The following is a 23282-nucleotide window of genomic DNA, read 5'->3' on the forward strand; positions in this document are numbered from 1 at the left end:
AAGAATACAAAAAGAAGAGGGAATAAGCAATATAATAGAGGAAAATGGTGTGAAAGAGTAAATTCCGTTTATGTAAAAGTAAATTCCACTGTACAGTGGGAGAGTGGAATTTAAAATTTTAATTTTGGTATCAAATGAAGATGATGTGGCAGTATTGCAGGAGTTCCCCTATTATGAGTATAATGGTAGTATTCAATGGGGTTGTGATGAGTATAGTAACTGGACATCTTTATTTGAGAAGAATAATCTAACAGTTATAGAACCGTACAAAAAGGGACTAAATGTAACAGTAGCTGTGGTTCCTAAGCAGAAAAGTGTATGGAAAAAGACAGATGGTGATGATTGTAAAACATCATTTAAAGATGGGTATTTAAATAAGTATATTGAATTGTTAAAAGAATTTAGAATACTTGGAATTCATCTACCTAGTTCATCTGTATTATTGCCTTTATTGCACGGAATGGGAGAAGCCGATAGACCGGACTTAATTTTGGGAGACTTTAATTCAGGAGATTACGTAATCAAGAATAGATGGGATGAAGAACATGAGTGTGAAAGACAACAGTATCGAAAGCTGATTAATGTATATGGCTACACGGATATTTCTGGAGGTGGTGTAACAAATCATATAACAGGATCTTCAATAGATCATTTTTTAATAAAAAATACAGTGCTTTTTAGATTGAATATAAAAAACGTTTTTATTGATGATAATAAAACATTGTCAACATTGTCCGATCATTATCCAATTATAGTGGAATTGGAAAAGAAGTTTTAGAGAGCCATTTCCTTCAAATACAACAGATGCCACTAGTGTATTTGGAACGCTTAACAAAATATGCTACTCAGAATCGGGTATCAGGTGTAAAACGAGAATTGAAAGAGAGATAAAGTTTTGTTTTTGATATTTCTGAAAGAAACGATTTGAGTAGATTTATAAACCAATTGATATAGTAAAATCTAAAGGTAAAAAACAAAAAGGGGCAGTTGTTTTGGAGTTTATGATAAAGAGAACCAGTATCTGGATGTGGTCAAAAATTACCTTGTATTTAAAACAGCATAATTTGTATTTTGAAACAGATCTGATGGAAGGTATACCGAGAATAACGATGGTTTTTAAGAATTGTGACAGATCTCCAGGTTATATTACAGAGGGGTGTATCTGGTTTTATGAGAATTCTATGGAAGTAAGAGTTTATTATTCAAAATTGGGTGCAGAAATATGTCAAAAGTCGAAGCATCTGCCTGAATTATACAGATTAATGAATTATATAAATGCCAGATTGTGGGTACGCGTTTCAGATGGTCTGGAAGGTGCATTATATCAGTCTCAATATTTAATATTGCCAAGATTCTATGTTACCGAAGACGAAATGCAAGATATTACAGCAACAATGCTTATTCCATATACGCATTTTGAACTGGATATGTTGGAGATAGAAGATTTTATTACATCAGTGCTCCCCGGCTTGCTAGATGATTTAAGTATTCCAGTGTTTCTTTTGCTTGAAGGCAGGATAACCGCAGAAGAAGCTATAGATATGGTGAGGTCCTCGGGTGACCGAGGGTATATTTGAGAGTTCAATTTTAAAAGACGTTTCTGTTTTTGGTTTTAGTCGGATTGGTGACAGAGGAAGGTGAAAGAAATGGAACAAAAATTTAGTTCAGATTTAGAAATACCCAAATATCTCAAACGGAAAGAAAATGATATATCTAAAGCAAATAAGAAGTCAAAACACAGGCATCAATATGAAGAATGTCTAATTAGATATAAATGGAATTGGGAAGAAAATAAAATTCATACATCACTTAACAGCTATTGTATTATCTGTGGGAAAATCAATGATAAAATGAAAAATTCTATTGTAGTAGATTATATGCAAAAAATAGATACACCAGTGGGAAAACGTTATATACAGATTTCAGAGGATGTATTATATCAGACATATCGTGGAAAATTACCAGTATTTTTTGTAGAAGACATATATAAAGATAAATTTGTAAATTTACATAACACGAATAGCGTTAAAAGAGATGAAGAAAACATAGAGGTGAAGAACGTATGAAATGTGAAAATGTAGGTTTAAAATCAATATTGGCACCAAAATTCAGTAAACAGAATAAAAACTGTACCTTGTGAAATTACCATGTATCAGGCACTTGACTTTCTTTTGGAAGCAAGAATAAGGGATTTCGTGAATTTAACTAACAGATTCGTAGACACATCAAACTTATGGATTTACAACTACTACAATAGTGAAACGAAATCATTTCACTTCGATTTCAAGGAGAGAATTGTTCCGGACAAAAATATTTGCAAGAGTGCTATATATGATCAGGCATTTATTGATGAGCTTATTAATATTGAAGAACATGAAAATGCATCTGTCTTCAAGGGAAATATGGTTCATTATGTGGTATGCGGTCATAGTATTGAGGCTGTAAAAGATATGACGGAAACACTTATGCAGAGCTTAATAAGGGCAAAGCGTATAAGTAGCCGACGCATGGAAGTAATCAGCGAGATAGAACCTGATGTGTATCTTGTACAAAATCATCTTAACGACATAATTGAGGGGAATTACGGAGGAGTGGTAGTTCTTGATCTTACAGAAAAGTTTGGTTGTGATCCGGTAGATTATACTTTGACTAGCAAATATATAGTGAATCTTCTAAAAGAGTATAGAAATAAATGTCTTTTTGTTTTTACATACTCCTATAATTATTTGGAGGTCTAGAATGGAAAAGGATTTTATTGATGAGTTTATCACATCGAAAGATACAAGAGCTTATCTACATAGTATTCACCACGAATTTACAGATATAGAAAAGGCTACAATAGTTGCAAATCACATTATGATTTCATATGAGGAAAAGGTAAAGTGGTTAAAACAGTTTATGGACGAAATAACTGATGATGTATTAAGGAATAGGATATTAAAGGCGATATCACAGATTAGGGAAGACAAGCAATATTACAATGAGAGAAATATTGCATCAGGAAATATATCGTACAGTGAATCATTGTCTGACTTCATATTTATACCACACAACTTCCGGCATGGTGACATTGTAAGAAGTCTCTATGGTAACTGGAACACAACTATGTTTAACGAGAAGATAGGAATAATCTTAGGTTATTTTGACGATGATTATGAGCTTTATAAAAATCTCAGAGGAGATTATTCTGATGTTCAGGTTTGCGTAGATATTAAGTTTGATGGAGTAGCATATCAGGGAGAGTTTGAACATGAGCATATTAATCCGATATATATTGAGCGTATGTCCTTGAACGAAAAAGATGAGAGAATTGCATATCTTAAATATCTCACGAATTTATACAGTAAAAATAGTCATAGGATTAATGCTGATAACAAACCTGAATATGCAGGTGGTTCAGATGATTTATTAGAGCAGAGATATCTTAGTGAATATATCCCGGTTTATGATGATACTTCTGGTATTTGGTGTGTGCAGATGGGATATGGTTTTGAAAGAGGAGCTGTTGATTATATTGCGGCGGAGTTCTCTGGAACAGGGTTAATATATCATTTCGTGCGTAATGGTCAGTTGGATCATGCCCATGGATTTGATAGTGTGTTGGAAGAAGTTTTGCAGGATCCAGAAAATGTAGATATTGTCACAGACTATGGTGAATATTCACAGCAGGAAATAAATATGGTTAGTGGGATAAAGAGAGCTGTGATGTTTGTACAATCACACCGCAGACCTATGACCAGTGCAGAACTACGTGAAAATAGTATAGAGATAAAAAAATAAAGGAGAAGATAATTTTGGATATATATGAGGCATTTGCTGTATCAAATAAGCCAGGAGAAATAACATTAACAGGATTTCATTTCATAAAAGATGTGCTTCCACATAATTTTGAGGTTTGCTTAATTATAGAGAAGAATGGCCACCTATCTGCTGGTTGTTGGGACACCGGATTATGGAGCACTGAAAATGGAAAGGCGGGAAGCTTCAGGCAAAGCCGAGGAGGAGTAATTGAACTTGATAATGTACTGGCATGGTTACCTATAGAAGAAACAACAATAAACATAAAAGAATTATGGTGGAATCCTGAGTATCGTCTCATATCTATTTTTTTGAATTGTGTTATGGTGTTTGCAAAAGATGCTGATAAATATCTAACTATCGAATATTACGGTGGAAATGAAAAGAAAATCATCTTTCACATGGATGTAACGACGGGCAACATATTAGAGATTGATGAAAATGGCAGAGGCGAAATATACTATCTCCAATCTACAATGAGAGCATGGTATGATGATTTGAAGGAAAAACTTTTGGAAGGCTATTATAGTGGCAGATATACTGTTTTGCCAAAGTGGGAGGAATAGCACTTATGAATTATGAACCAAGGACATTAGAAGAGATTGTCGTTGGGAGTGAAAGATTTAACAATGAGCAGAAGTTATAAGCATACACCAGTATACAAAGTCGGTGGCAAAACGAAATTTGCCAAGAGAGTAGCGAATAAGAAAATACGTCGTTCGGGAAAAGATAATCTCGAAAATGCATATTCGGGTAAATCCAATGATTATCGCAAAGAAAATGAATCATGGCATATTTGGGATTATAGATTTTGGGGAGAACCAATATGGAGAGCGGAATCTTGGCGGAACATAGAGGGAAAATTATGGGAAAAACTTTATAAGAGAAAGTGAGGCAATAGATTATGGCAATTCAGTTTAAGGAACTTAGAAAGTATTTGGAAAGAAATATCAGGTTATCCATATGTTTTGAAGATGGTCATTATCACGATTATCTGATGATTTCGGACATACCGGCTGAAAAATACAATGACTTATATATTTATGGTGTGGGAATGGCAGATGTTGAATTTTCTAAGGATATATACATATCTCAAAAGGATTTAGACGGAGTAATTGTTTCAATAAACGATGATACGATAGAACCTGCGATTGAGATTGTTCTTCATGAAAATTCACGTGAGATAGAAAGAAAGGCAGAAGATGTTCTTTTGTTCAAAGATATAAAGCCTTATTTACAGATAGGGCGAAATTTTGCTGTTGTTAATAGAGAAGACTGGTCATACAGATTATACGAATATCGAAATGAAATTCCAGCTAGTTATGACGACATGTTTGTGTATGGTATAGGCATGGAGGATAATTTAGAAGAAAGCGATAAAAATATCGCAAAAGTGTTGGAAAAAAGAAAATTTGATTCATGCTTGAATAAGCGGATGGTAATTGTGTTGTCAAATACAGCGAGGACGGATATTGAAATAAATGGAAAAACTATATATGGAATATTTTAGAGCGAAGGATGGTTATTATTATGAATTTGTCTGAGTTTTTGGAAAATTGGGATGGTAATACACAAATTGTGGTAAAGACTGATACAGAGGAAGTATTTTGCGGGAAGGTTGCGGATGTATCCGTGGATATAGCATGCAGATATAGTATTCCTAAAGCTGGTGTAAAGCATAATAGAGAAATAATGCACATAATTGTAGAGCATAACGGCAAAGAAAAAAGCAATTGATTTCAGTAAGCGGATTAAAAATAGAGTACAAAAATGGAAGGTGGATTTGTTATGGAGAATAGATTATTTTTATTATATTTTCCGGGTTATTATGATGGAGATGAAATCATTGGAATATATGATGATATATCGAAGTTGAAAGCTTCATATGAACGCGTGATTAGTAATCCTGCAGATGAGTATGGATTTCAACAATATGATTTTTATCTCAATAATCCTTGTACAAAACTTACGATAGAAGAATTCAATCAGGACAATGAAATATTTGTAGAAGTAGAACCTGAATTGCTATGGGCAGAGTTTGATAAGGAATCTGTTTATGGGAAGGGACCGTTCTTTCTCCTTGTTACAGCAGATGAATGGAATCATGATGCCGACGAGTGGCTTGGAATATATGTAAGCAAAAAGACAGCAAGGGAAGCCTATGATAGGGCAGTTGCATGGTGGAATGAAGAGCAGAAGCGGGTGTCGGTTTCTACATCGCAAAGAGTTGCGATATTTGAGTATATTGCTATGGATGACAGATTTAGAGAAGTGGAACGAAAAGAGCTAGACTGAAATGAGAAGGAGATTCTAAGTAATGGCAACTTATGTTATTGGAGATATTCATAATTCACTAAAAAAAATTTGATGAAATGATTAAGCTGATATCACCTACAACGCAAGACCAGATTATTCTTTTAGGGGATATATTTGACCGTGGAGGTGCCGAGCCAGATCCTGTTGGTGTTTATTTTAGAATTTGTGGGTTAAATACAAATGTAAAATGGATTCGTGGTAATCACGATCATCTTTTGGCAAAATATATCTATACTTACTACGGAACTGTCCCAAAGAAGCGAAGCAACTTGCAACCATACAGGTATAATTTATTCGATTTGATGAAGGACAGACTTACTGAGGCAGATATGCTGAATTTGGCGGATCAGATTATGGATCTGCCTTTGCATATTGAACGAATAATAAGGTAACAGGGATTACCGCATACAATAGGAGGTCACATATGAATAGTATAGTTTATGTTGGGATGGATGTCCATAAGGAACAGTACACACTTTGTTGTTATAGTTATGATACAGATAAGGTTGAATATAAACAGACAATACCATCAGATTACAAACTTGTTCTTAAATATATGGAACAGGTTCGTTCAAGATATGAAGGTGAGGTTACATTTGTTTGTGGATACGAGGCAGGATGTTTGGGTTATTCTTTGTATCATCAATTAAAAGATCATGCTGTAGATTGCAAAATATTGGCTCCAAGTACAATGGCTGTAACCAATACACATCATGTAAAAACTGATAAAAGAGATGCTGCAAATATAGCCAGATGTCTGGCATTTCATACTTATAGTGAAGTATATGTTCCAGATAATGATGACAATGATGTTAAGGAATATATTAGAATGCGTGATGACCAGAAGCTGTATCTCAAAAAGGTAAAACAACAGATACTTGCGTTTGTTTTAAGACAGGGAAAACGTTTTGAAGGCGGAAAATCTTATTGGACTATTGCACATCTGAAATGGTTAAAAAATTTGGAATTGCCAGATTTACAAAGAGAAGCTTTAGATGAGTATCTTCTGACGTATGAATATTTAACAGAAAAAATCAACAGATTTGATGAAAGAATAGAAGAACTTGCATCAGCAGAAAGATACGAAGAAAAAGTAAAACATATGAGTTGTCTTCTTGGAATTAAGACACATACAGCCCTTTAAATGATTGTCGAAGTTGGTGATTTTGAAAGATTTGAAAAAGCACCGAAATTTGCTTCATTTTTAGGTCTTGTACCAAGTGAAGATTCCAGTGATACGAGAGTTAATCGCTACAGCATAACAAAAGCTGGAAATAGCCACTTGCGAAGACTTTTAGTTGAAGCAACCCAGAGTTATACAAGGGGAAATGTAGGACACAAATCAGTGGCATTGAGGCAAAGACAGCAAGGAAATCCACCGGAAGTAATTGCGTATGCAGATAAAGCAAATGAAAGGCTTAGACGAAGGCTTTACAAAATGACTCTAAACAAAGGAGTTAATCGAAATGTGGCAGCAACAGCAATAGCAAGAGAATTAGCGTGTTTTATCTGGGGTATGATGACAGAACATGTAAGTTAGTAGAATATTCATCTGTTTCAGTCAAGGATGCTTCGCATCGCCATTGGCGACAGGTCCCTGACAGAATCATCTGAATATTCTTAAGGGTAATCAAGCAGAAGTAACTGACTCTGTCAGATTACATCTGCAAAACAACTAATTAACACTGGATACAGAGGTAGAGCCTTGGAGCACTCTAAGGTCCTAATTATTTGCGACTCACCTCTGTTGACACTATATTTATATATTTTGATTCACGCTAGGAGACGGCAAGATTCACGGCGGATCATTGACCTGTTGGTAACCAATCCACGTATAACAGAGTGGCCAAGGCCAGGGACTGTTAGTCTGGGGTTCTACCTCTGTACCCAGTGTTAAAATTTAATGAAAGGAAAAGTTTGTGGTGATTTTTGTGAATTTACTCTTGACAAAGGTCACTTCATAACAGGTGAGACAATGGCAAGGATAACCAAGATTGAAGCCATCAAGAGTTTCATAGAAAAAAGAAAACACGAGTTGCTGCCTATGCCAGAGTATCTACCAGATCGGATGGGCAGTTACTAAGTTTGGAAACACAGAAGGAACATTACGACAATTTCATTAGTGCGAATTCCGAATGGGAATATGCAGGTCTGTATTATGACGAAGGTGTTTCCGGCACAAAGGTGGAAAAGCGTGATGGACTGCTTGCACTTCTGAAGGATTGTGAAGATGGCAAAATCGACCGAGTGATCACAAAGTCTATCAGTCGATTTTCAAGAGATACAACCGACTGCCTGGAGATGGTAAGACGACTGGCATTATTAAACATTTATCTGTACTTCGAAAAGGAAAATATCGACACCGAACACATGAGTTCAGAATTGATGCTTTCCATATTAAGTTACATTGCAGAGAGCGAGTCGAGATCCATTTCGCAAAACAGCAAATGGTCCGTAAAACACCGCTTCGAAGAAGGGATTTTCACTATCAGCTATCCACCATATGGATACGCAAACGAAGATGGTAAGATGGTAATCATTCCGGAAGAGGCAGTAGTTGTTAAGGAGATTTTTTCCATGACCATTAACGGCATGGGAACCTATGTGATTGCAAGAGAACTCAACGAAAAGGGCATTCAAAGTAGGAAGGGAACTAAATGGCATCCATCCACTGTAAGAGGAATTCTGCAGAATGAAAAATATACCGGGGATGTAATTTTTCAAAAGACATATACCGATGATGATTTCAATCGGCACACCAATTACGGAGAGAAAAACATGTACCTTTGCAAGAATCATCATGAACCGATTATCAGCCATGAGATTTTTGATAAGGCGGCAGCAGTGATTGGACAGAGAGCAAAAGAAAAAAGCATTGAGGCAGGTATTGGAAAGTACCAGCGTCTTTATGCATTTTCCGGGAAGATTATCTGTGGCGAATGCGGATCAACATTTAAGAGAAGACAGCATTATAAGCCGAGCGGAGATTATGTTGCTTGGTGCTGCAATACGCATATTACAGATAAGGATGCCTGCTCTATGATGTACATCCGTGATGAGGACATCAAGACAGCATTTCTCAGAATGATTCGGAAGTTGCAAACTGCTCATGCAAAGGTATTAAAGCCTTTTGTTGAAGAACTAAGAGGAGCAAACAATAAGGAAGGATTGTACCAGGTGCTTTCATTGGAAGAACAGATAGAAAAGAACGTGGAACAGATAACGGTTCTTACGAATCTGCTGAGTTCCAGTTATATCGAGCCGGAGATTTTCCACACAGAAAAGAATCAGCTAATCTTAGAGGCTGACAGGCTTGCAATGGAGAAACAGCTGATTTCGAAGAGTATCAATGGTGACCTTACTCATTTGGAAGAGGCACAGAAGCTCCTACGGTTTGTTTCAAAGAAAGCAGAAATCACAGAGTTTGAAGATGAGATGTTCCTGGAATATGTTGATATGATGACAGTTCATTGCAGAGATGAAATAACCTTCAATCTGAAATGCGGACTGAATTTAACGGAGAGGTTGGTGAACGCATGACACATACACCATACGGATACATCATTGACAATGGTCAAGCAGTTATTGATGAGCCAAATGCAGAAAGAGTGAGAATGTTATTCCGAGAATACATTAAATGTGGATCCATGAGAGCTGCAGCTAAGAAAGCCGGAATTGATAAAACGCACTCGGTAATCGGCAGATTTCTAAAAAACAAAGTGTATGTTGGCACAGAGTATTATCCGCAGATTATCAATGAAAATGTTTTTACGAAGGCACAGGAAATCAGAGGAAACAATGCCAAAAGCCAAAATCGTATAGGAGCATACAGACCTCATCCGAAAGGAGAGATTGGTACTTTCACTATTAGAAAGGTAGCAGTGCAATACGATGATCCATACAAACAGGCAGAATACGCATATAGTCAAATCACGGAGGTAGCAAATGAATGAGAATGTAACATTGATTCCTGCCAGAATACGAGCAGGCAATCGAATATCTAAGGAAGAAAATAAGCCGAAATTAAGAGTCGCAGCGTACTGCCGAGTCAGTACTGACAGCGATGAACAGGCGGGGAGTTATGAAGTGCAGGTTCAGCACTACACAGAATATATTGGCAGAAATAAGGAATGGAAACTTGCTGGAACCTATACTGACGATGGAATCTCCGGCACCAATACCAAGGAGCGTGAAGGATTTAATGAGATGATCGATGACTGTATGGCTGGAAAAGTAGATTTGATTATTACTAAGTCAATCAGCCGATTTGCAAGAAATACCATCGACTGCCTAAAGTATGTAAGACAGCTGAGAGAAAAGAATATAGCCATCATATTCGAGAAGGAAAACATCAATACCCTAGAGGCATCTGGGGAGCTGCTCCTTACTATCATGGCTTCGCTTGCACAGCAGGAATCAGCATCCTTATCACAGAACGTAAAGTTGGGACTGCAGTTCCGATACCAGGAAGGAAAGGTAGTAGTGAACCATGAGCATTTCCTCGGATATACGAAGGATGCAAAAGGAAACCTAATCGTTGATAAGAAAGAAGCGAAGGTTGTGAAGCGTATCTTCCGAGAGTATTTGGAAGGGGCAAACTTTAGAGATATCGCAATGGGACTGGAACGAGATCATATTAAAACCGGAGGAAAACGTTATAAATGGCATATGAGTACGGTTCGTGGAATTCTTTCAAATGAGAAATACATTGGTGATGCACTTTTGCAGAAGACCATCACAACAGATTTTATCGAAAAAACAAGAATTAAAAACGATGGAACGGTTCCCCAGTATTATGTAAAAAACAGTCAGGAAGCAATCATACCGAGAGATGTATTCACCCAGGTTCAAGAAGAAATGCTAAGAAGAGCCGATATGACAAGTGGAAGAGATGGGAAGAAACGAAGAATCTACTCTAGCCGATACGCACTCTCAAGCATTTGCACTTGCATGAAATGCGGAGATATTTATAGGCGAGTGGCTTGGAATAACCGAGGCAAGAAATCAATAGTATGGAGATGCTGCACAAGAGTGGAAAATGGACCATCGGGTTGCACAGCACCGACAGTGCCGGAGGAAGAACTTCAACAGGCAGTTATCGATGCCATGAATGCTGTATTGGAGAGTTCCAAGGATGTGATAGCTATATTGGAAGAGAATATTCTGGAAGTTGTCAGCCAAGACAATTCTGATGAAATTGAGGAAATTAACAAGACCATTGCAGAAAAGCAAAAGGAACTCTTGGAATTGGTACACAGCAAAAAAGATTATTCGAAATGTGCTGATGAAATGGAAAAGCTTAGGCAGAATAAACAGCTGCTTTTGGTAAAGCATGCTCAGACCGAAGGCACCAGACAGCGAATCAATGAACTTGTAGCCTATGTTAAAACACAGGATACTCAGATAACCGAGTATGATGATAAGCTAGTAAGGAAATACATCGATCAGATAAAGATTTATGACGATAAGTTTGTGGTCTGCTTTAAGGCCAAGATGGAAATCAATGTTTTAAGATAAAATATAAAGAAATTAGCAGCGTCCAGACGGAAGTCTGGACATTTTAATTTACAAATAATAAAATTATATGAAAAATAATTTAGAAATAATTGCGATATATTGACAAATATAGTTGAAATGTGTATGATAAAATAAAAATGTACGATAAGGAGAAAAATTATGGCTGAATCGAAGCATGATAAATTTATAAGAGTTGCTGAAGCTAGAACAAACAAAATTATTGATATGATTCGACTTTTAAGTAACTGCTCTAATACCGCAACATATGAATACACTGATGAAGACGTAAAAAAGATTTTCTCTGCACTAGAATCAGAATTAAAAACTTGTAAAAGCAAGTATCAGGATAATAGCAATAAAGAAAGCAAATTTACGTTGAGGTGATTTAGATGACTATTGAATGGAAGTTTCCGCATAATGGATTTGGACAAGTGCGTGGAGTATCGGACGCAGGCATTGAAACCTTTACAGGAACAGAGATACAGTCGCTTGCAAGAGAAATTTGTCAAAACTCATTAGATGCAGCGGTGGAAGGCAGTAATGCGACCATCAAAGTTGATTTTGAACAGTATAGAATTCCTTCTTCTGATATTCCTGGATATGAGCAGTATGCTTCTAAAATTCAGAAGGCTTATGATTATTGGTCGAAAAAGAATAGTGAAAAGACCATTAAGGTACTGACAAAGGCATTAAATGCAATTAAGAAGCCTAATACAGTTGTTTTGCGAATTAGCGATTTCAACACAACTGGACTTAGCCATCCATATGAGGATAGTGACGAAGGCTGGAATGCATTGACAAAACTCGATGGTGGTGCGACAAAAACGGGTGATAAAGCCGGAGCATTTGGAATAGGAAAGAACGCACCATTTACAAATTCGGATTATAGATTAGTTTTTTATAGAACTCTAAATGAAGATCAAGAGACTGCTGCACAGGGAATGTCACGCTTTATATCTTTTCCAGAAGATTTAAGCAATAGTATGAATACGATGACAACTGGAATTGGTTATTACGGAAATCCGGAAGGTAACTTACCTGTTGATTCTATCAGTGAGTTGGAAAAACTATATCAGAGAACTGAGATTGGTACAGATGTTTTTGTGTACGGATTTAATGCGGGACATGAATGGAATAGCGATGTAATTAACGAGGTTCTAGAAAATTTCTTGATGTCTATTCACAAGAATTTATTAAGTGTTACAGTTGACAATAAAGTCATCGATAACTCTACGCTTGCAAGTTATCTCAGCACGTATAACTCAAAGATAAAAAATGCATATTGGTACTACCAAGTGCTTGTTCGACCTGAAACAAAAGTGTTCAAAAAGGACTTTCACGGGATGGGAACTCTAAAACTTAGCGTTCTGGTCGATCCTTCGGAGAAATTGAATAGAAAAATTCTCATCACTAGATCTTCCGGAATGAAATTGTTTGCATTGGGTAGTATGTCGAGAATTATTTCATTTTCTGGTGTGCTTGAAATGGGAGGTAAAGAGCTTAATGAATTCTTTAGAGAAATGGAAACGCCAGCACATGATAAGTGGTTGCCAAGCAGACACTCAACAAATGTGCCGCTTGCAAAAGAATATAACAATGAGCTAAAGGATTGGATAAGAGGCTGTATTCAAACGTTGGGCGAACATTCCAGTGACGATGAAATTGAAGTTGCAGGTTTGGCTGGTGTTCTTCAGAAGGAATCGGATAAGACTAATCAGCGTGGAGATGACAGTAATAAAGAAAGTCTTCAAGATAAGATTGGTTCCATTACAATTCAGCCTCGAACATCAAAAACAAAGCCAAAGGGTTTATTTTACGGCAGTGATGGAAATGGAAAGTCGAAAAACACGGATACGGAAGGAACCATCGGTTCTGATGGAGATGATCCAACAACTCGGAATTTAGGTGGTACTAGACATAGGAGTAAAAAGGATTCTCATAAAGGAAGAGCGGAACAAGGTGGACATGATACCGTACATAAAAGATATGGTGGAGATATAAACCAAGAACTTAAGAATGTTAGAGTTATAAAGACATCGAGAAACACTTATAGAGTTTCCTTTATTTTGCCACGGGATATTTGTGCAGGGCATGTTGAGATTGTTACAGTTGGTGAAAATGGTAAATCAAATCGACTGGCCATCCATTCTGCATCAGAGTTGATGGGGTGCACAGGAATAAAGAAGAGTTCGGAAGGTGTAGATTTTTCTAGTATGAAGGGAAACGAAAAAGTCCAGTTTGAAATCACTTTGCTTGATAACCGGGATTATGCGATGGAGGTAAATGTATATGAACATAACTAAAAGATTATATACATATCCAGTTCTAAGCGAAGAAAGAGATGATTACACTGATTCTGTCTTTGATGCAGATGTGCAGTATAAAATGAATGGTGTTAATAATCTGTTGTTTGATTTCGATATAGAAATGGATAACAAAGAACTTCAGAAAATGATCCTGGAAGGTGATGCTGAATATGTGATTCATATTGAATGCGCAAACACATCATATAGAACTACAATTCATGATATTTCCAATCACGTAAGCAAAGAAATTCCGATTGGAAGAATTAACGGAAGAATAGAAATTATCGTTTTAATAGTGACAAAAAAAGATGTTAATCATTTTGTGAATTCTAATTGGGACGATGATTATCAAGGGCTGTCATTCGAACTGTCGAAAGGAAGTATTCTTGCGTATAAAAATATACCAGCTATTGATATTGTAAAGAATTACGAAGAATTTAACAGCGCAAGTTCAATTTTTAAGGTGTATAAGCGGTTAACAACAGAACCAAAGCCAATGGAGGTGGAATTGTCAACTGCACAAATTGGTATCGGTTTGGGATTAGAAGAGTATGAGATTTACTCTCGTTTCTGTGACAAAGAAGAATTTCAACCAATATTGAACTCCATGATGGTTTTCCCTGCCTTAGTATATGTTTTTGAAGAATTAAAGCAAGAGAATGGCATTGAAAATTATGCAGGTACAAATTGGTATATTTCTTTATCAAAGGCCTATGAGAAACGTGGAGTAGACTTGGAAAATGAGATGTTATATTCAGATAAGACCTCTGTGCAATTAGCACAGGAAGCAATGGAATTACCGTTGAATGCTGCATTGAGAAAATTTGCAGATTTGTTTGAAACTGATGAGGAAGAGGAGGATGTTTAAATGAAACTATATTTTATGAAAAAAGAAGCACTGGACATCCTTAAATCAAACCTCGATATGGTTTACAACATGTATTTCACAGAAAAGGATAATAAATGGCTTTGGAAGGTATGTGGAGGAGATCCGTTTGTCGAATTTAAGGAGATACAAGATTTCCAGTTGGCACCGATTGATTCTGATATGTCAAAAGGTGAAGTTGAGTTTGCGAACTGTAAGATTATTTATCAGCACTTGTCATTTTTGACAGAGTCACAGGCTTGTGATGAAAGACTGTGGGCGGGTCTGTGCCATTCGGTTTATTACGATTACCTTAGAAAAAGATGGGACTATGATACAAAATCACCTAAAACACAGAAAGAGGCTGTATCAAATATAAAATCGAGATTTTTCTTTTCTGGTGGTACAAGAGCCGGATTATTTAGAAATTCCATAGCCAAGTGTTGGTGGGTTGGAAGAAATACCTATGATCCAAGTAATGTAGCAAATCCATTTGAAAAATTGGATATTATAGGTAGCAACGATATTAGTAGTAAAATTTCCGATATTTTTTACAGTAATAATTTCTCTGCAAATCCGGTTATTTTGAATGGCATCGTTAAAGCATTCAAAAACTTCAAAGAGGAAAACACACAGCTTTCACTCAAGGAACATATAAGACCAACATTGCAATTCTTGAATGCAGTAGGCGGTGGAGTTGTTTTAGATTGTCTTGATGAGGATGAGATTGCTGATATGCTCATTGATAACATCTATGGAATTTTACAAGGTGATGAGCAGGGGGTAGAGATTGAAGAGGAATCCGAAGAGTATGAAGATATGGATGTTGATGGCAATGACATATCAGAAGAAGAAAACTCTGAAGATAGTGTTGAAGAAGAGTATATAGTTATTGGTCAAAAAGTCAATGTTCGTATTAAGGAAACCGATGAACAAAAAACAATACTGGTAAATTATCTTCCGAATTCCACAAAGATTCCGCCATTGGCAAAAAGCCTTTTAGGCTGCTGGATTGGAGATGAGGTTCCTTTCCAAGGAAAGACATATATTATAGAAGCAATTCAAAAGTAGAGAACAGTTAAAAAAGTGTTTTCAGTGGTGACACTTTTTAACGATAGCCTCGACCTATCGTTAAAAGGTTCATGGATATGTTTCCTTTCACGATGGTAATTCATAGACAGCAGTCCTTTCATGTGGAGACTGTGTGTTTGCTTAGCCGATAAATAAAGGAGTTTCGAGGATTAGAAGTGGGAAAATGGTCGATTTGTCCACCTCTTGTCCACGAAAATTAAAAAAAGAGTGAAACTAAAAGGTGTTTAGTATAGGATACAGAAGGAGGTAATCCTTTTTGAAAAAGAAGAAAGACGAAATAACCATCCGTTCCAGTGCAGCGGAATATTTGACCTATGTTGCTTCTGTTGGCGACCAGCAGGACAGTATTGAGATGCGCTATGAGGATGAGAATATATGGTTGACACAGAAGATGATGGCGGCATTGTACGATGTGGATGTTCGTACAATCAATGAGCATATTAAGAAGATTTATTCCGACTCAGAGCTTGAGGAAGATTCAACTATCCGGAATTTCCGGATAGTTCAAACCGAAGGTTCCCGTCAGGTGACTCGTGATACAAAGCATTATAATCTTCAAATGATTATTGCGGTTGGATTCAAGGTGAATAATGAACGGGCAGTGCAGTTTCGTAAGTGGGTCAATGGTATCGTGAAGGATTACACCATCAAAGGCTGGGTCATGGATGACGAGCGTTTGAAGAATGGTGGTTCTGTGCTTACAGTAGAATACTTTGACCGTTTGCTTGAGCAGATTCGTGAAATTCGTTTGTCCGAGCGTAGATTTTATCAGAAGATAACAGACATCTATGCTACAGCTCTTGATTATGACCGGACAGCAAAAACAACAAAGCAGTTCTTTGCAAAAGTGCAGAACAAGATGCACTATGCAGTTCACGGACATACAGCAGCGGAGTTGATTTATGAGCGAGCCGATGCAGATAAGCCACATATGGGATTGACCACTTGGGCAGCAGCACCGGAAGGCAAGATTGTAAAAAGCGATGTGAGCATTGCGAAGAATTATCTTTCAGAGAAAGAAATGCGTTCACTGGAGCGTATTGTATCTGCTTATCTGGATTTGGCAGAGGATCGTGCAGAACGTCATATTCCGATGACAATGGAGGATTGGGCGAAACGACTGGATCTATTCCTGATGGCAGATGACAGAGAGGTACTTCAGGATGCAGGTAGAATCACAGCAGAAATTGCCAAGGCAAAAGCTGAAACTGAATTTGAAAAATATCGTGTCATTCAGGACAGATTATTTATGTCTGACTTTGATAAGTACATGCTGGAACTGGAAGAGAATGCGAAGAAGTAGCAGTGTTTCAATCAAATTATTAATTCAGAAAATTAAAGATTTTCATTAAGAGAGGGCAAGCTGGAATTCCTTGAATTAACTTATGTGAAAAAAGAATAGCATAAGAAAAATAATATTCTACTGGAGACGGCATGGTAATATATGTATATCCGGTATAGTAACCGACTAAATAGAGGTGAAGCATGATTGAAATAATAAAAATATATAATCAAATTCATGGTGATATTTTACTAATGATAATTAAAATAATCATAGGAACATTGCTTATTGTAAATGAAAAATACATATCTCGAAGGTTTAAATATAGTGTAATAGTAATTTATTTTGGGATGATGCTAGGATGTTTTATTCCAGGGTACCTTGATTTTTCGGTAAAGGGTATTTTTTTAGGGACAATTGTAGGTTTAATATTGGGTTGTATAATTGCCAAATATCATAAGACGGATCATATTGCTAATTCACTATTTTTATTAATTTATTTCTATGAAATTATAGGATGCATTTTTTATATTTTTAATATAAACTTTTCGGAAATACTTGGAGTATATAATTACGATATTGATTATAAAACAATATATGTTGCATTAATTTTTTCCGTTATTTTGACAGTGATAAGTTATATTGTTTTCCGTAATAAGAATAATTTTATAAAAATAGTTGAAGAAAATAAATATTTTTGGATAGGTAATTATTTTGTTATGGGAGCGGTTATAGGATTTTGTATGTTTCCTATTTATGGACCGGGTGATTGGAATGAGATGAGTATAGAATTGTTAAACGTCACCGATGATTTTCAGGTGAATTGTTTAGTAATGTTTGAAGTTGTGATATTAATTGCGTATCGGGAATATAAAAAAACGATAACTAATATATAGATTCAAGTAGTTACTAGATTGGTGGCATTCATGCATTGGGATAGAGACAGTGTATGTTTTGAGATTTCACATTACCTTTAAAATTAATGGCAATAAAGATATAATATAAAAATAAGTATCTTGAAAAAGGAAGGACTTTAAAATGAATATAAAACTATTGCAAACATTAAGAAATTATAACAAAGACAATTTTATAAAGGACATTATTGCAGGAATTATTATTATGGCGGTGTCTATTCCTATCTCTATGGGATATGCACAGATAGCCGGTCTGCCTGCAGTTTGCGGATTGTATGGTTCGGTATTTCCAATTCTTGTTTTTGGACTTTTTTCTACATCGCCTCAGTTTATATTTGGTGTGGATGCGGCACCGGCAGCTCTTGTAGGCTCGGCACTTTTGACACTTAATATAGAGGCAGGTTCAGACAAGGCTATGGCAGCAGTTCCTGTTATGACGTTTTTTGTTGCCTTATGGTTGTTGGCTTTTTATTTTATGAAAGCCGGAAAGCTGGTTAATTACATTTCAGCACCGGTAATGGGTGGTTTTATAACAGGTATTTGTACAACAATCATATTAATGCAGATTCCAAAGGTTATGGGAGGCACATCGGGAACAGGAGAGTTTTTCGAATTAGCCGAACATATCTATAAGACTGCGCTTAATATAAATATGCCATCAGTAATTATGGGAGTGATAGCGCTGGTAATACTTTTTGCCTCGAAGAAGATAATGCCTAAATTTCCAATGGCAGTAGTTTTAATGTTTGTGGGTACGATTTTCACAATAAGTCTTCCAATAAGAGATTGGGGAATTAAGACTTTAAATGCAGTAGAGCCGGGACTTCCAAAGTGGAGTATTCCTGATTTCTCGGCTATTCCCATTCAGCAGACCATTACAATAAGTTTATCAGTGGCAGTAGTAATTATGGCTGAAACATTGTTGGCAGAGAACAGCTTTGCTCAGAAAAATAATTACAGAATAAATGACAATCAGGAGATTTTAGCTTTTTCTGTAGGCAACTTTATGGCTGCTTTTACAGGATGTTGTCCTATTAACGGTTCAGTTTCACGTACGGCAATGGGGGAACAGTATCAGGCAAAAACTCAGCTTACAGGTATTGTGGCAGGACTTTCTATGATAGTGTTGCTTCTTTGTGGAACCGGATTTATCGGATATCTTCCTATTCCTATTTTGACGGCAATAGTTATTTCGGCACTTATGGGTGCAACTGAGTTTGACTTGGCAGTAAGATTGTGGAAAGTAAGCAGAACTGAATTTTTAATTTTTATGGGAGCTTTTTTCGGCGTGCTTTTACTTGGAACAATAAATGGAGTTTTAATCGGCATAATTCTTTCTTTTACGGAAATGATTATAAGGACTTCAAAACCTTCAAGATGTTTTCTTGGAATACAGCCGGGACACAGACATTTTAGGGATTTGAAGGAAGGAAGCCAGATACACGCAATTGAAGGTGTTGTAATTTATAGATTTAGCAGTAATCTGTTTTTTGGAAATATTCAGGTGTTACAGCGTGACATTGAAGACAGCATTAAATCTGATACTAAAGCAGTAATTCTTGATGCAGGTGGTGTTGGAAGTATTGACATAACTGCGGCAGACAGGCTGGCAATGCTTTACAAGTCCCTCGAAGAGAAGGGGATTGGATTTTATATGACGGAGCATATTGCCAGTATTAACGAGCAGCTTAGAAAACTGGGACTGGGCTATATGATTGAAGACGGAAGAGTCAGAAGAACTATCCATATTGCTTTGAAGGACATGGGAATTGGTAGACCATATCCTTTAGAAGGCGGTGTGGAAAATGTAGAAAGAAGTGCTTCAAGAAAAAGAGCTGACAATAAGGTTCAGGAGTTCGTCTGGGCATATGGTGCTGAAAGTGAGGAACAAATTGAAAAACAAATTGTCCTACAGATTCAGCAGTTAAAGAAAACAGGAGACATGGAAAAACTATTCCACGGAAGCTGGTCACATATGGATGCTTTTGATGAGGACGAGTGGTTAGAACATCTGGAAGAACACCTAAAAGAGATTGTTAATATTTCGGGAAAAGATGAAAAGACCATTGCTGAACGTTTTGAAAAGCATAGAGAAGAAATACATATAAGAATCAGGGATGAGCATCCTGAAATGGCAGAGAGATTTAAGGAAAGAAGGCATATTCTTGATGAACATTTGAAAAAAAGACATCCGGAAGTGTTCAAATTAATTGAAGATTTAAGGGAAAAAGAGGATTAAATGTAACTTCTACCCAACCTATTTTCTTATTCCACACACTATATTAATGAAAACAAAAAGTGCACATTTGTTTATCATGGAGGTAAGTAGTGAACAAGATAAATGCAGACAGATTAATAGTTGAATACCAGCAGAAAATATTTGGATTTGCAATGTCTAAAATGAGAGATGTTGATAATGCAGAAGAACTTGCTTCAAACATAGTGTTGGAAGTATATAAGTCATTTCTTAAGTCGGATAATATTGCAAATATAGAAGGATATGTATATAGAATAGCAAGTAATGTATATGCAAGATTTATTGACAGAAAAATGGCAAATCAACACATAGACATTATGAAAATAGAATATCCGGTGTCTGAGAGCGGTTTTGATTGTATTGAAAGTGGAGAAACATACAGAAAACTGCGAAGAGAAATTGGAATGTTGTCCAATAGACAAAGGGCAATTACATACATGAAATACTATAAGGATATGTCTGTAATGGAAATCGCAAAAGAACTTAATATTTCTGTTGGAACCGTAAAATGGCATTTATCTGACATCAGAAGTGGATTGAAGGAGAAAATTGATATGGTTAAGAATGGTAATTTAAGTGTAAATCCTGTATATTTTGTTAGTATGGGACATAGTGGAAGTCCGGGTAAAAGTGGTGACACAAAAGATATGTTTGATTCAAGGTTAAAGCAAAATATTGCATGGAGTTGTTACTATCAGGCAAGGACAGTAACAGAAATTGCAAAAGAATTGGAAGTTCCCATTGCTTATATTGAAGGAGAACTGAGAAAACTGGTTGAGTGGGGATATATTGATCAGATTGATAATTCAAAAAATCCAAAATATCTGACAAATATGTATATAACAGATGTCAGAGAAGATTTTTCAGAAGAGTTAAAAATTAAAAAAGATGTTGCCGACTTTTTATGCGAGAATCTTTTTAAGGACATGTTTGACAAATTTGATAAGGCAGATGATAACTGGGGAATGATATGTCCAAATAATGATAAGAATTATTTGAAATATAATTTAATAATGATGACATTAATTTCCCTGGGAGATGATTGGGAAAATTGGGAAGAGTTTGCAGTAAAAAGACCGGATGGAGGACATTTTATTGCTTATGCAAATGTGACGGATGATTGTACAAAAAAGAAGTTAGACGATAAATACAAAGGTTGCGGTTATATGTTTGATCAGGTATGGAGAGATAACAGGCAGGTGCTTCAAAGTATACAGTATAACTGTATGTACAGTGGTAGAAGTATAGATTGGAGAAACAATAATCCGGATGATTGGGAGGATTTGTATTCGTACATATCAAATGGTTGTGAGAAAGACAAGATAAGTGTAAATAGTTTCTCAAATTTATCAGCAAAGGGATATGTAGCTGACGGGAAAAATCAGATTACACTTATAAATGTAAAAGACGGAAATTTAGTGGGTACCATAAACAATTTTGTAAAAACTCATATGCAGATTCCGGAATTTGTGCTGGAAGAAGGAAAAAGAACAGATGAAAGATTCTACAAGGCAAACCGGCATAAATATCCCAAACATTTGGAAAAACTTGTAAGATACAATAATAGCAACTCATTTACATGGGGAGAAAATATTCCTTTTATAGTTGAAAGAATGCTTGAAGTGAGAATGTTAAAACCACTGACTGATAAGCAGAAAAAGGCGGTATTTACAGTTGTGGCAATAAATGGCGAAGAATGATATAATTCTATAAAAATAATGAAGCACTTATAATTAGCTTACCATATGTACACGCTCTTTATGTAGAAGGATAATTGCATTAGTCGGGAAGATTGGGGAAGTCGTGAGATGTATGGGAATAATTGGTGTGGAAAGGATGAAATTATGCAAACAAAACAAAGGTTATTTATATGTTATCCAAAATGTTCAACGTGTAAAAAGGCAGAAAAATGGTTAGATGAGCATAACATAGAGTACACGGAACGTCATATTGTAGAAAATAATCCGTCATATGATGAGTTAAAAAAGTGGTTTTCTGAAAGTGGCTTACCCTTAAAGAAATTTTTCAATACCAGTGGATTGCTTTATAAGGAAATGAAACTTAAGGATAAACTGCCGACAATGAGTGAGGATGAACAATTAAAATTATTGTCAACAAACGGAATGTTAGTAAAACGTCCATTGCTTGTTGATGGTAATGAGGTGTTAATTGGATTTAAGGAAACAGAATGGACTGAAACATTGCTGTAGAAAATCTGGTTTATATCCATGTGGTAAAAGAAATAGTGGATGTGTAGACAACATCTATGAAAAGGAGCACAGATAAGATTATGAAAACAAGACAGGAAGCAATATCCTATGGATTAACATTTGAAAATACATATTTGGACACCCCATTTAAGGATACTAATTGGCAATTAATAAGAATAAAAGGAAGCAGAAAAGCATTTCTTTGGATTTATGAGAAAGACGGAGTTATTAATTTAAATGTGAAGGTTGACCCGCAATGGAGAGATTTCTGGAGACAGACATATAAATCAGTTGTGGCGGGATATCATCAGAATAAAGAACATTGGAATACCATAATTCTTGATGGAAATGTACCTGATGAGGATGTAAAAAGAATGATAGCCGAAAGTTACGACATTATTACTGACAGTCCAACAAAAAGAATATACGAAGCTGTTAAGAAAATTCCTAAAGGGCATGTGGCAACCTATGGAAGGATTGCGGAAATGGCAGGGGAGCCAAAGATGGCAAGAGCTGTAGGAAATGCATTGCACAAAAATCCGGACCCTGAAAATATCCCATGCTTTAGAGTTGTCAATTCCAAAGGAGAACTTTCAGGGGCCTTTGCTTTTGGTGGAGAAAATGAACAGGCAAAGAGATTGATGGAAGACGGAGTGGAAGTGGTAGAGGGTAAAGTAGATTTGGAAAAGTATGGAATATAAAGGTTTAGGCTAGCTTAAACCCTC

The 23282-nt window shown here is 36.1% G+C and carries 27 protein-coding genes; all 27 read left to right on the top strand.

Going from position 1 to position 23282, the window contains the following annotated elements; genetic code table 11:
* Positions 1-103: 103 nt before the first annotated feature.
* The 27 genes from H8S00_RS12195 (at position 104) to H8S00_RS12315 (ending at position 23258) form a co-directional block, all read left to right on the top strand.
* Positions 104-778, top strand: a complete 675-nt coding sequence (locus tag H8S00_RS12195) for an exonuclease/endonuclease/phosphatase family protein (RefSeq protein ID WP_186840635.1) — start codon at positions 104-106, stop codon at positions 776-778.
* A gap of 223 nt (positions 779-1001) precedes the next feature.
* Complete coding sequence (locus tag H8S00_RS12200; RefSeq protein ID WP_186840636.1) at positions 1002-1577, top strand: hypothetical protein; 576 nt, start codon at positions 1002-1004, stop codon at positions 1575-1577.
* Positions 1578-1646: 69 nt separating this feature from the next.
* Positions 1647-2066, top strand: coding sequence for a hypothetical protein (locus tag H8S00_RS12205; protein WP_021951753.1), 420 nt, complete (start codon positions 1647-1649; stop codon positions 2064-2066).
* 81 nt (positions 2067-2147) lie between these two features.
* Positions 2148-2738 (top strand): hypothetical protein, encoded by a 591-nt coding sequence (locus H8S00_RS12210; RefSeq protein ID WP_118589063.1) that lies wholly within the window; start codon positions 2148-2150, stop codon positions 2736-2738.
* 1 nt (position 2739) lies between these two features.
* The gene (locus H8S00_RS12215; protein ID WP_243053031.1) at positions 2740-3780 is read left to right on the top strand and encodes a hypothetical protein; all 1041 of its coding nucleotides are present in this window, start codon (positions 2740-2742) and stop codon (positions 3778-3780) included.
* Positions 3781-3794: 14 nt separating this feature from the next.
* Entirely contained in the window at positions 3795-4364 is a 570-nt protein-coding gene (locus H8S00_RS12220) for a hypothetical protein (RefSeq protein WP_118589061.1), read from the top strand.
* Positions 4365-4427: 63 nt separating this feature from the next.
* Positions 4428-4691 carry a hypothetical protein gene (locus H8S00_RS12225; protein ID WP_147365649.1) on the top strand — a complete coding sequence of 88 codons (264 nt, stop codon included), beginning with the start codon at positions 4428-4430 and terminating at the stop codon, positions 4689-4691.
* 11 nt (positions 4692-4702) lie between these two features.
* Positions 4703-5308, top strand: coding sequence for a hypothetical protein (locus H8S00_RS12230; RefSeq protein WP_118589059.1), 606 nt, complete (start codon positions 4703-4705; stop codon positions 5306-5308).
* A 20-nt stretch (positions 5309-5328) separates the two neighbouring features.
* On the top strand, positions 5329-5535 hold the full coding sequence (locus H8S00_RS12235) for a hypothetical protein (RefSeq protein WP_021951759.1): 207 nt from the start codon (positions 5329-5331) through the stop codon (positions 5533-5535).
* Positions 5536-5586: 51 nt separating this feature from the next.
* Entirely contained in the window at positions 5587-6093 is a 507-nt protein-coding gene (locus H8S00_RS12240; protein WP_118589058.1) for a hypothetical protein, read from the top strand.
* Between the two features lie 77 nt (positions 6094-6170).
* On the top strand, positions 6171-6506 hold the full coding sequence (locus tag H8S00_RS12245; protein ID WP_118589057.1) for a metallophosphoesterase family protein: 336 nt from the start codon (positions 6171-6173) through the stop codon (positions 6504-6506).
* Positions 6507-6538: 32 nt separating this feature from the next.
* On the top strand, positions 6539-7258 hold the full coding sequence (locus tag H8S00_RS13880) for an IS110 family transposase (protein ID WP_243053030.1): 720 nt from the start codon (positions 6539-6541) through the stop codon (positions 7256-7258).
* Positions 7259-7654 carry a transposase gene (locus H8S00_RS13885; RefSeq protein ID WP_243053028.1) on the top strand — a complete coding sequence of 132 codons (396 nt, stop codon included), beginning with the start codon at positions 7259-7261 and terminating at the stop codon, positions 7652-7654. It abuts the gene before it with no gap.
* A 363-nt stretch (positions 7655-8017) separates the two neighbouring features.
* Positions 8018-8197: a hypothetical protein gene (locus tag H8S00_RS14165; protein ID WP_436233081.1), complete on the top strand. Its 180-nt coding sequence runs from the start codon at positions 8018-8020 to the stop codon at positions 8195-8197.
* Positions 8198-8199: 2 nt separating this feature from the next.
* Entirely contained in the window at positions 8200-9654 is a 1455-nt protein-coding gene (locus H8S00_RS12255) for a recombinase family protein (RefSeq protein ID WP_436233082.1), read from the top strand.
* Positions 9651-10067: a serine integrase family protein gene (locus tag H8S00_RS12260; RefSeq protein ID WP_118589056.1), complete on the top strand. Its 417-nt coding sequence runs from the start codon at positions 9651-9653 to the stop codon at positions 10065-10067. Before H8S00_RS12255 ends, H8S00_RS12260 begins: the two co-directional genes overlap by 4 nt.
* The gene (locus tag H8S00_RS12265) at positions 10060-11631 is read left to right on the top strand and encodes a recombinase family protein (RefSeq protein ID WP_186840637.1); all 1572 of its coding nucleotides are present in this window, start codon (positions 10060-10062) and stop codon (positions 11629-11631) included. Before H8S00_RS12260 ends, H8S00_RS12265 begins: the two co-directional genes overlap by 8 nt.
* Positions 11632-11790: 159 nt before the next feature.
* Positions 11791-12015: a hypothetical protein gene (locus H8S00_RS12270; RefSeq protein WP_117688270.1), complete on the top strand. Its 225-nt coding sequence runs from the start codon at positions 11791-11793 to the stop codon at positions 12013-12015.
* 5 nt (positions 12016-12020) lie between these two features.
* A complete protein-coding gene (locus tag H8S00_RS12275) occupies positions 12021-13934 on the top strand; it encodes a hypothetical protein (RefSeq protein WP_118589055.1) in 1914 nt (637 codons plus the stop codon).
* Entirely contained in the window at positions 13921-14805 is an 885-nt protein-coding gene (locus tag H8S00_RS12280) for a hypothetical protein (protein ID WP_186840638.1), read from the top strand. The genes H8S00_RS12275 and H8S00_RS12280 overlap by 14 nt, the downstream gene beginning before the upstream one ends.
* Positions 14806-15873 (top strand): DUF6339 family protein, encoded by a 1068-nt coding sequence (locus tag H8S00_RS12285; protein WP_118589053.1) that lies wholly within the window; start codon positions 14806-14808, stop codon positions 15871-15873.
* A 277-nt stretch (positions 15874-16150) separates the two neighbouring features.
* A complete protein-coding gene (locus H8S00_RS12290) occupies positions 16151-17197 on the top strand; it encodes a virulence RhuM family protein (protein WP_118589052.1) in 1047 nt (348 codons plus the stop codon).
* 182 nt (positions 17198-17379) lie between these two features.
* Positions 17380-18072: a hypothetical protein gene (locus tag H8S00_RS12295; RefSeq protein WP_118589051.1), complete on the top strand. Its 693-nt coding sequence runs from the start codon at positions 17380-17382 to the stop codon at positions 18070-18072.
* Positions 18073-18214: 142 nt separating this feature from the next.
* Positions 18215-20329 (top strand): SulP family inorganic anion transporter, encoded by a 2115-nt coding sequence (locus H8S00_RS12300; RefSeq protein WP_118589050.1) that lies wholly within the window; start codon positions 18215-18217, stop codon positions 20327-20329.
* An 89-nt stretch (positions 20330-20418) separates the two neighbouring features.
* Complete coding sequence (locus H8S00_RS12305; RefSeq protein ID WP_186840639.1) at positions 20419-22047, top strand: RNA polymerase sigma factor; 1629 nt, start codon at positions 20419-20421, stop codon at positions 22045-22047.
* Between the two features lie 144 nt (positions 22048-22191).
* Positions 22192-22557 (top strand): arsenate reductase family protein, encoded by a 366-nt coding sequence (locus tag H8S00_RS12310; RefSeq protein WP_186840640.1) that lies wholly within the window; start codon positions 22192-22194, stop codon positions 22555-22557.
* 80 nt (positions 22558-22637) lie between these two features.
* Positions 22638-23258 carry a methylated-DNA--[protein]-cysteine S-methyltransferase gene (locus tag H8S00_RS12315; RefSeq protein ID WP_118589048.1) on the top strand — a complete coding sequence of 207 codons (621 nt, stop codon included), beginning with the start codon at positions 22638-22640 and terminating at the stop codon, positions 23256-23258.
* Positions 23259-23282 lie beyond the last annotated feature (24 nt).

Origin of the sequence: Eubacterium segne (assembly GCF_014287775.1) — a bacterium.
GTDB classification, from domain to species: domain Bacteria; phylum Bacillota; class Clostridia; order Lachnospirales; family Lachnospiraceae; genus Eubacterium_G; species Eubacterium_G segne.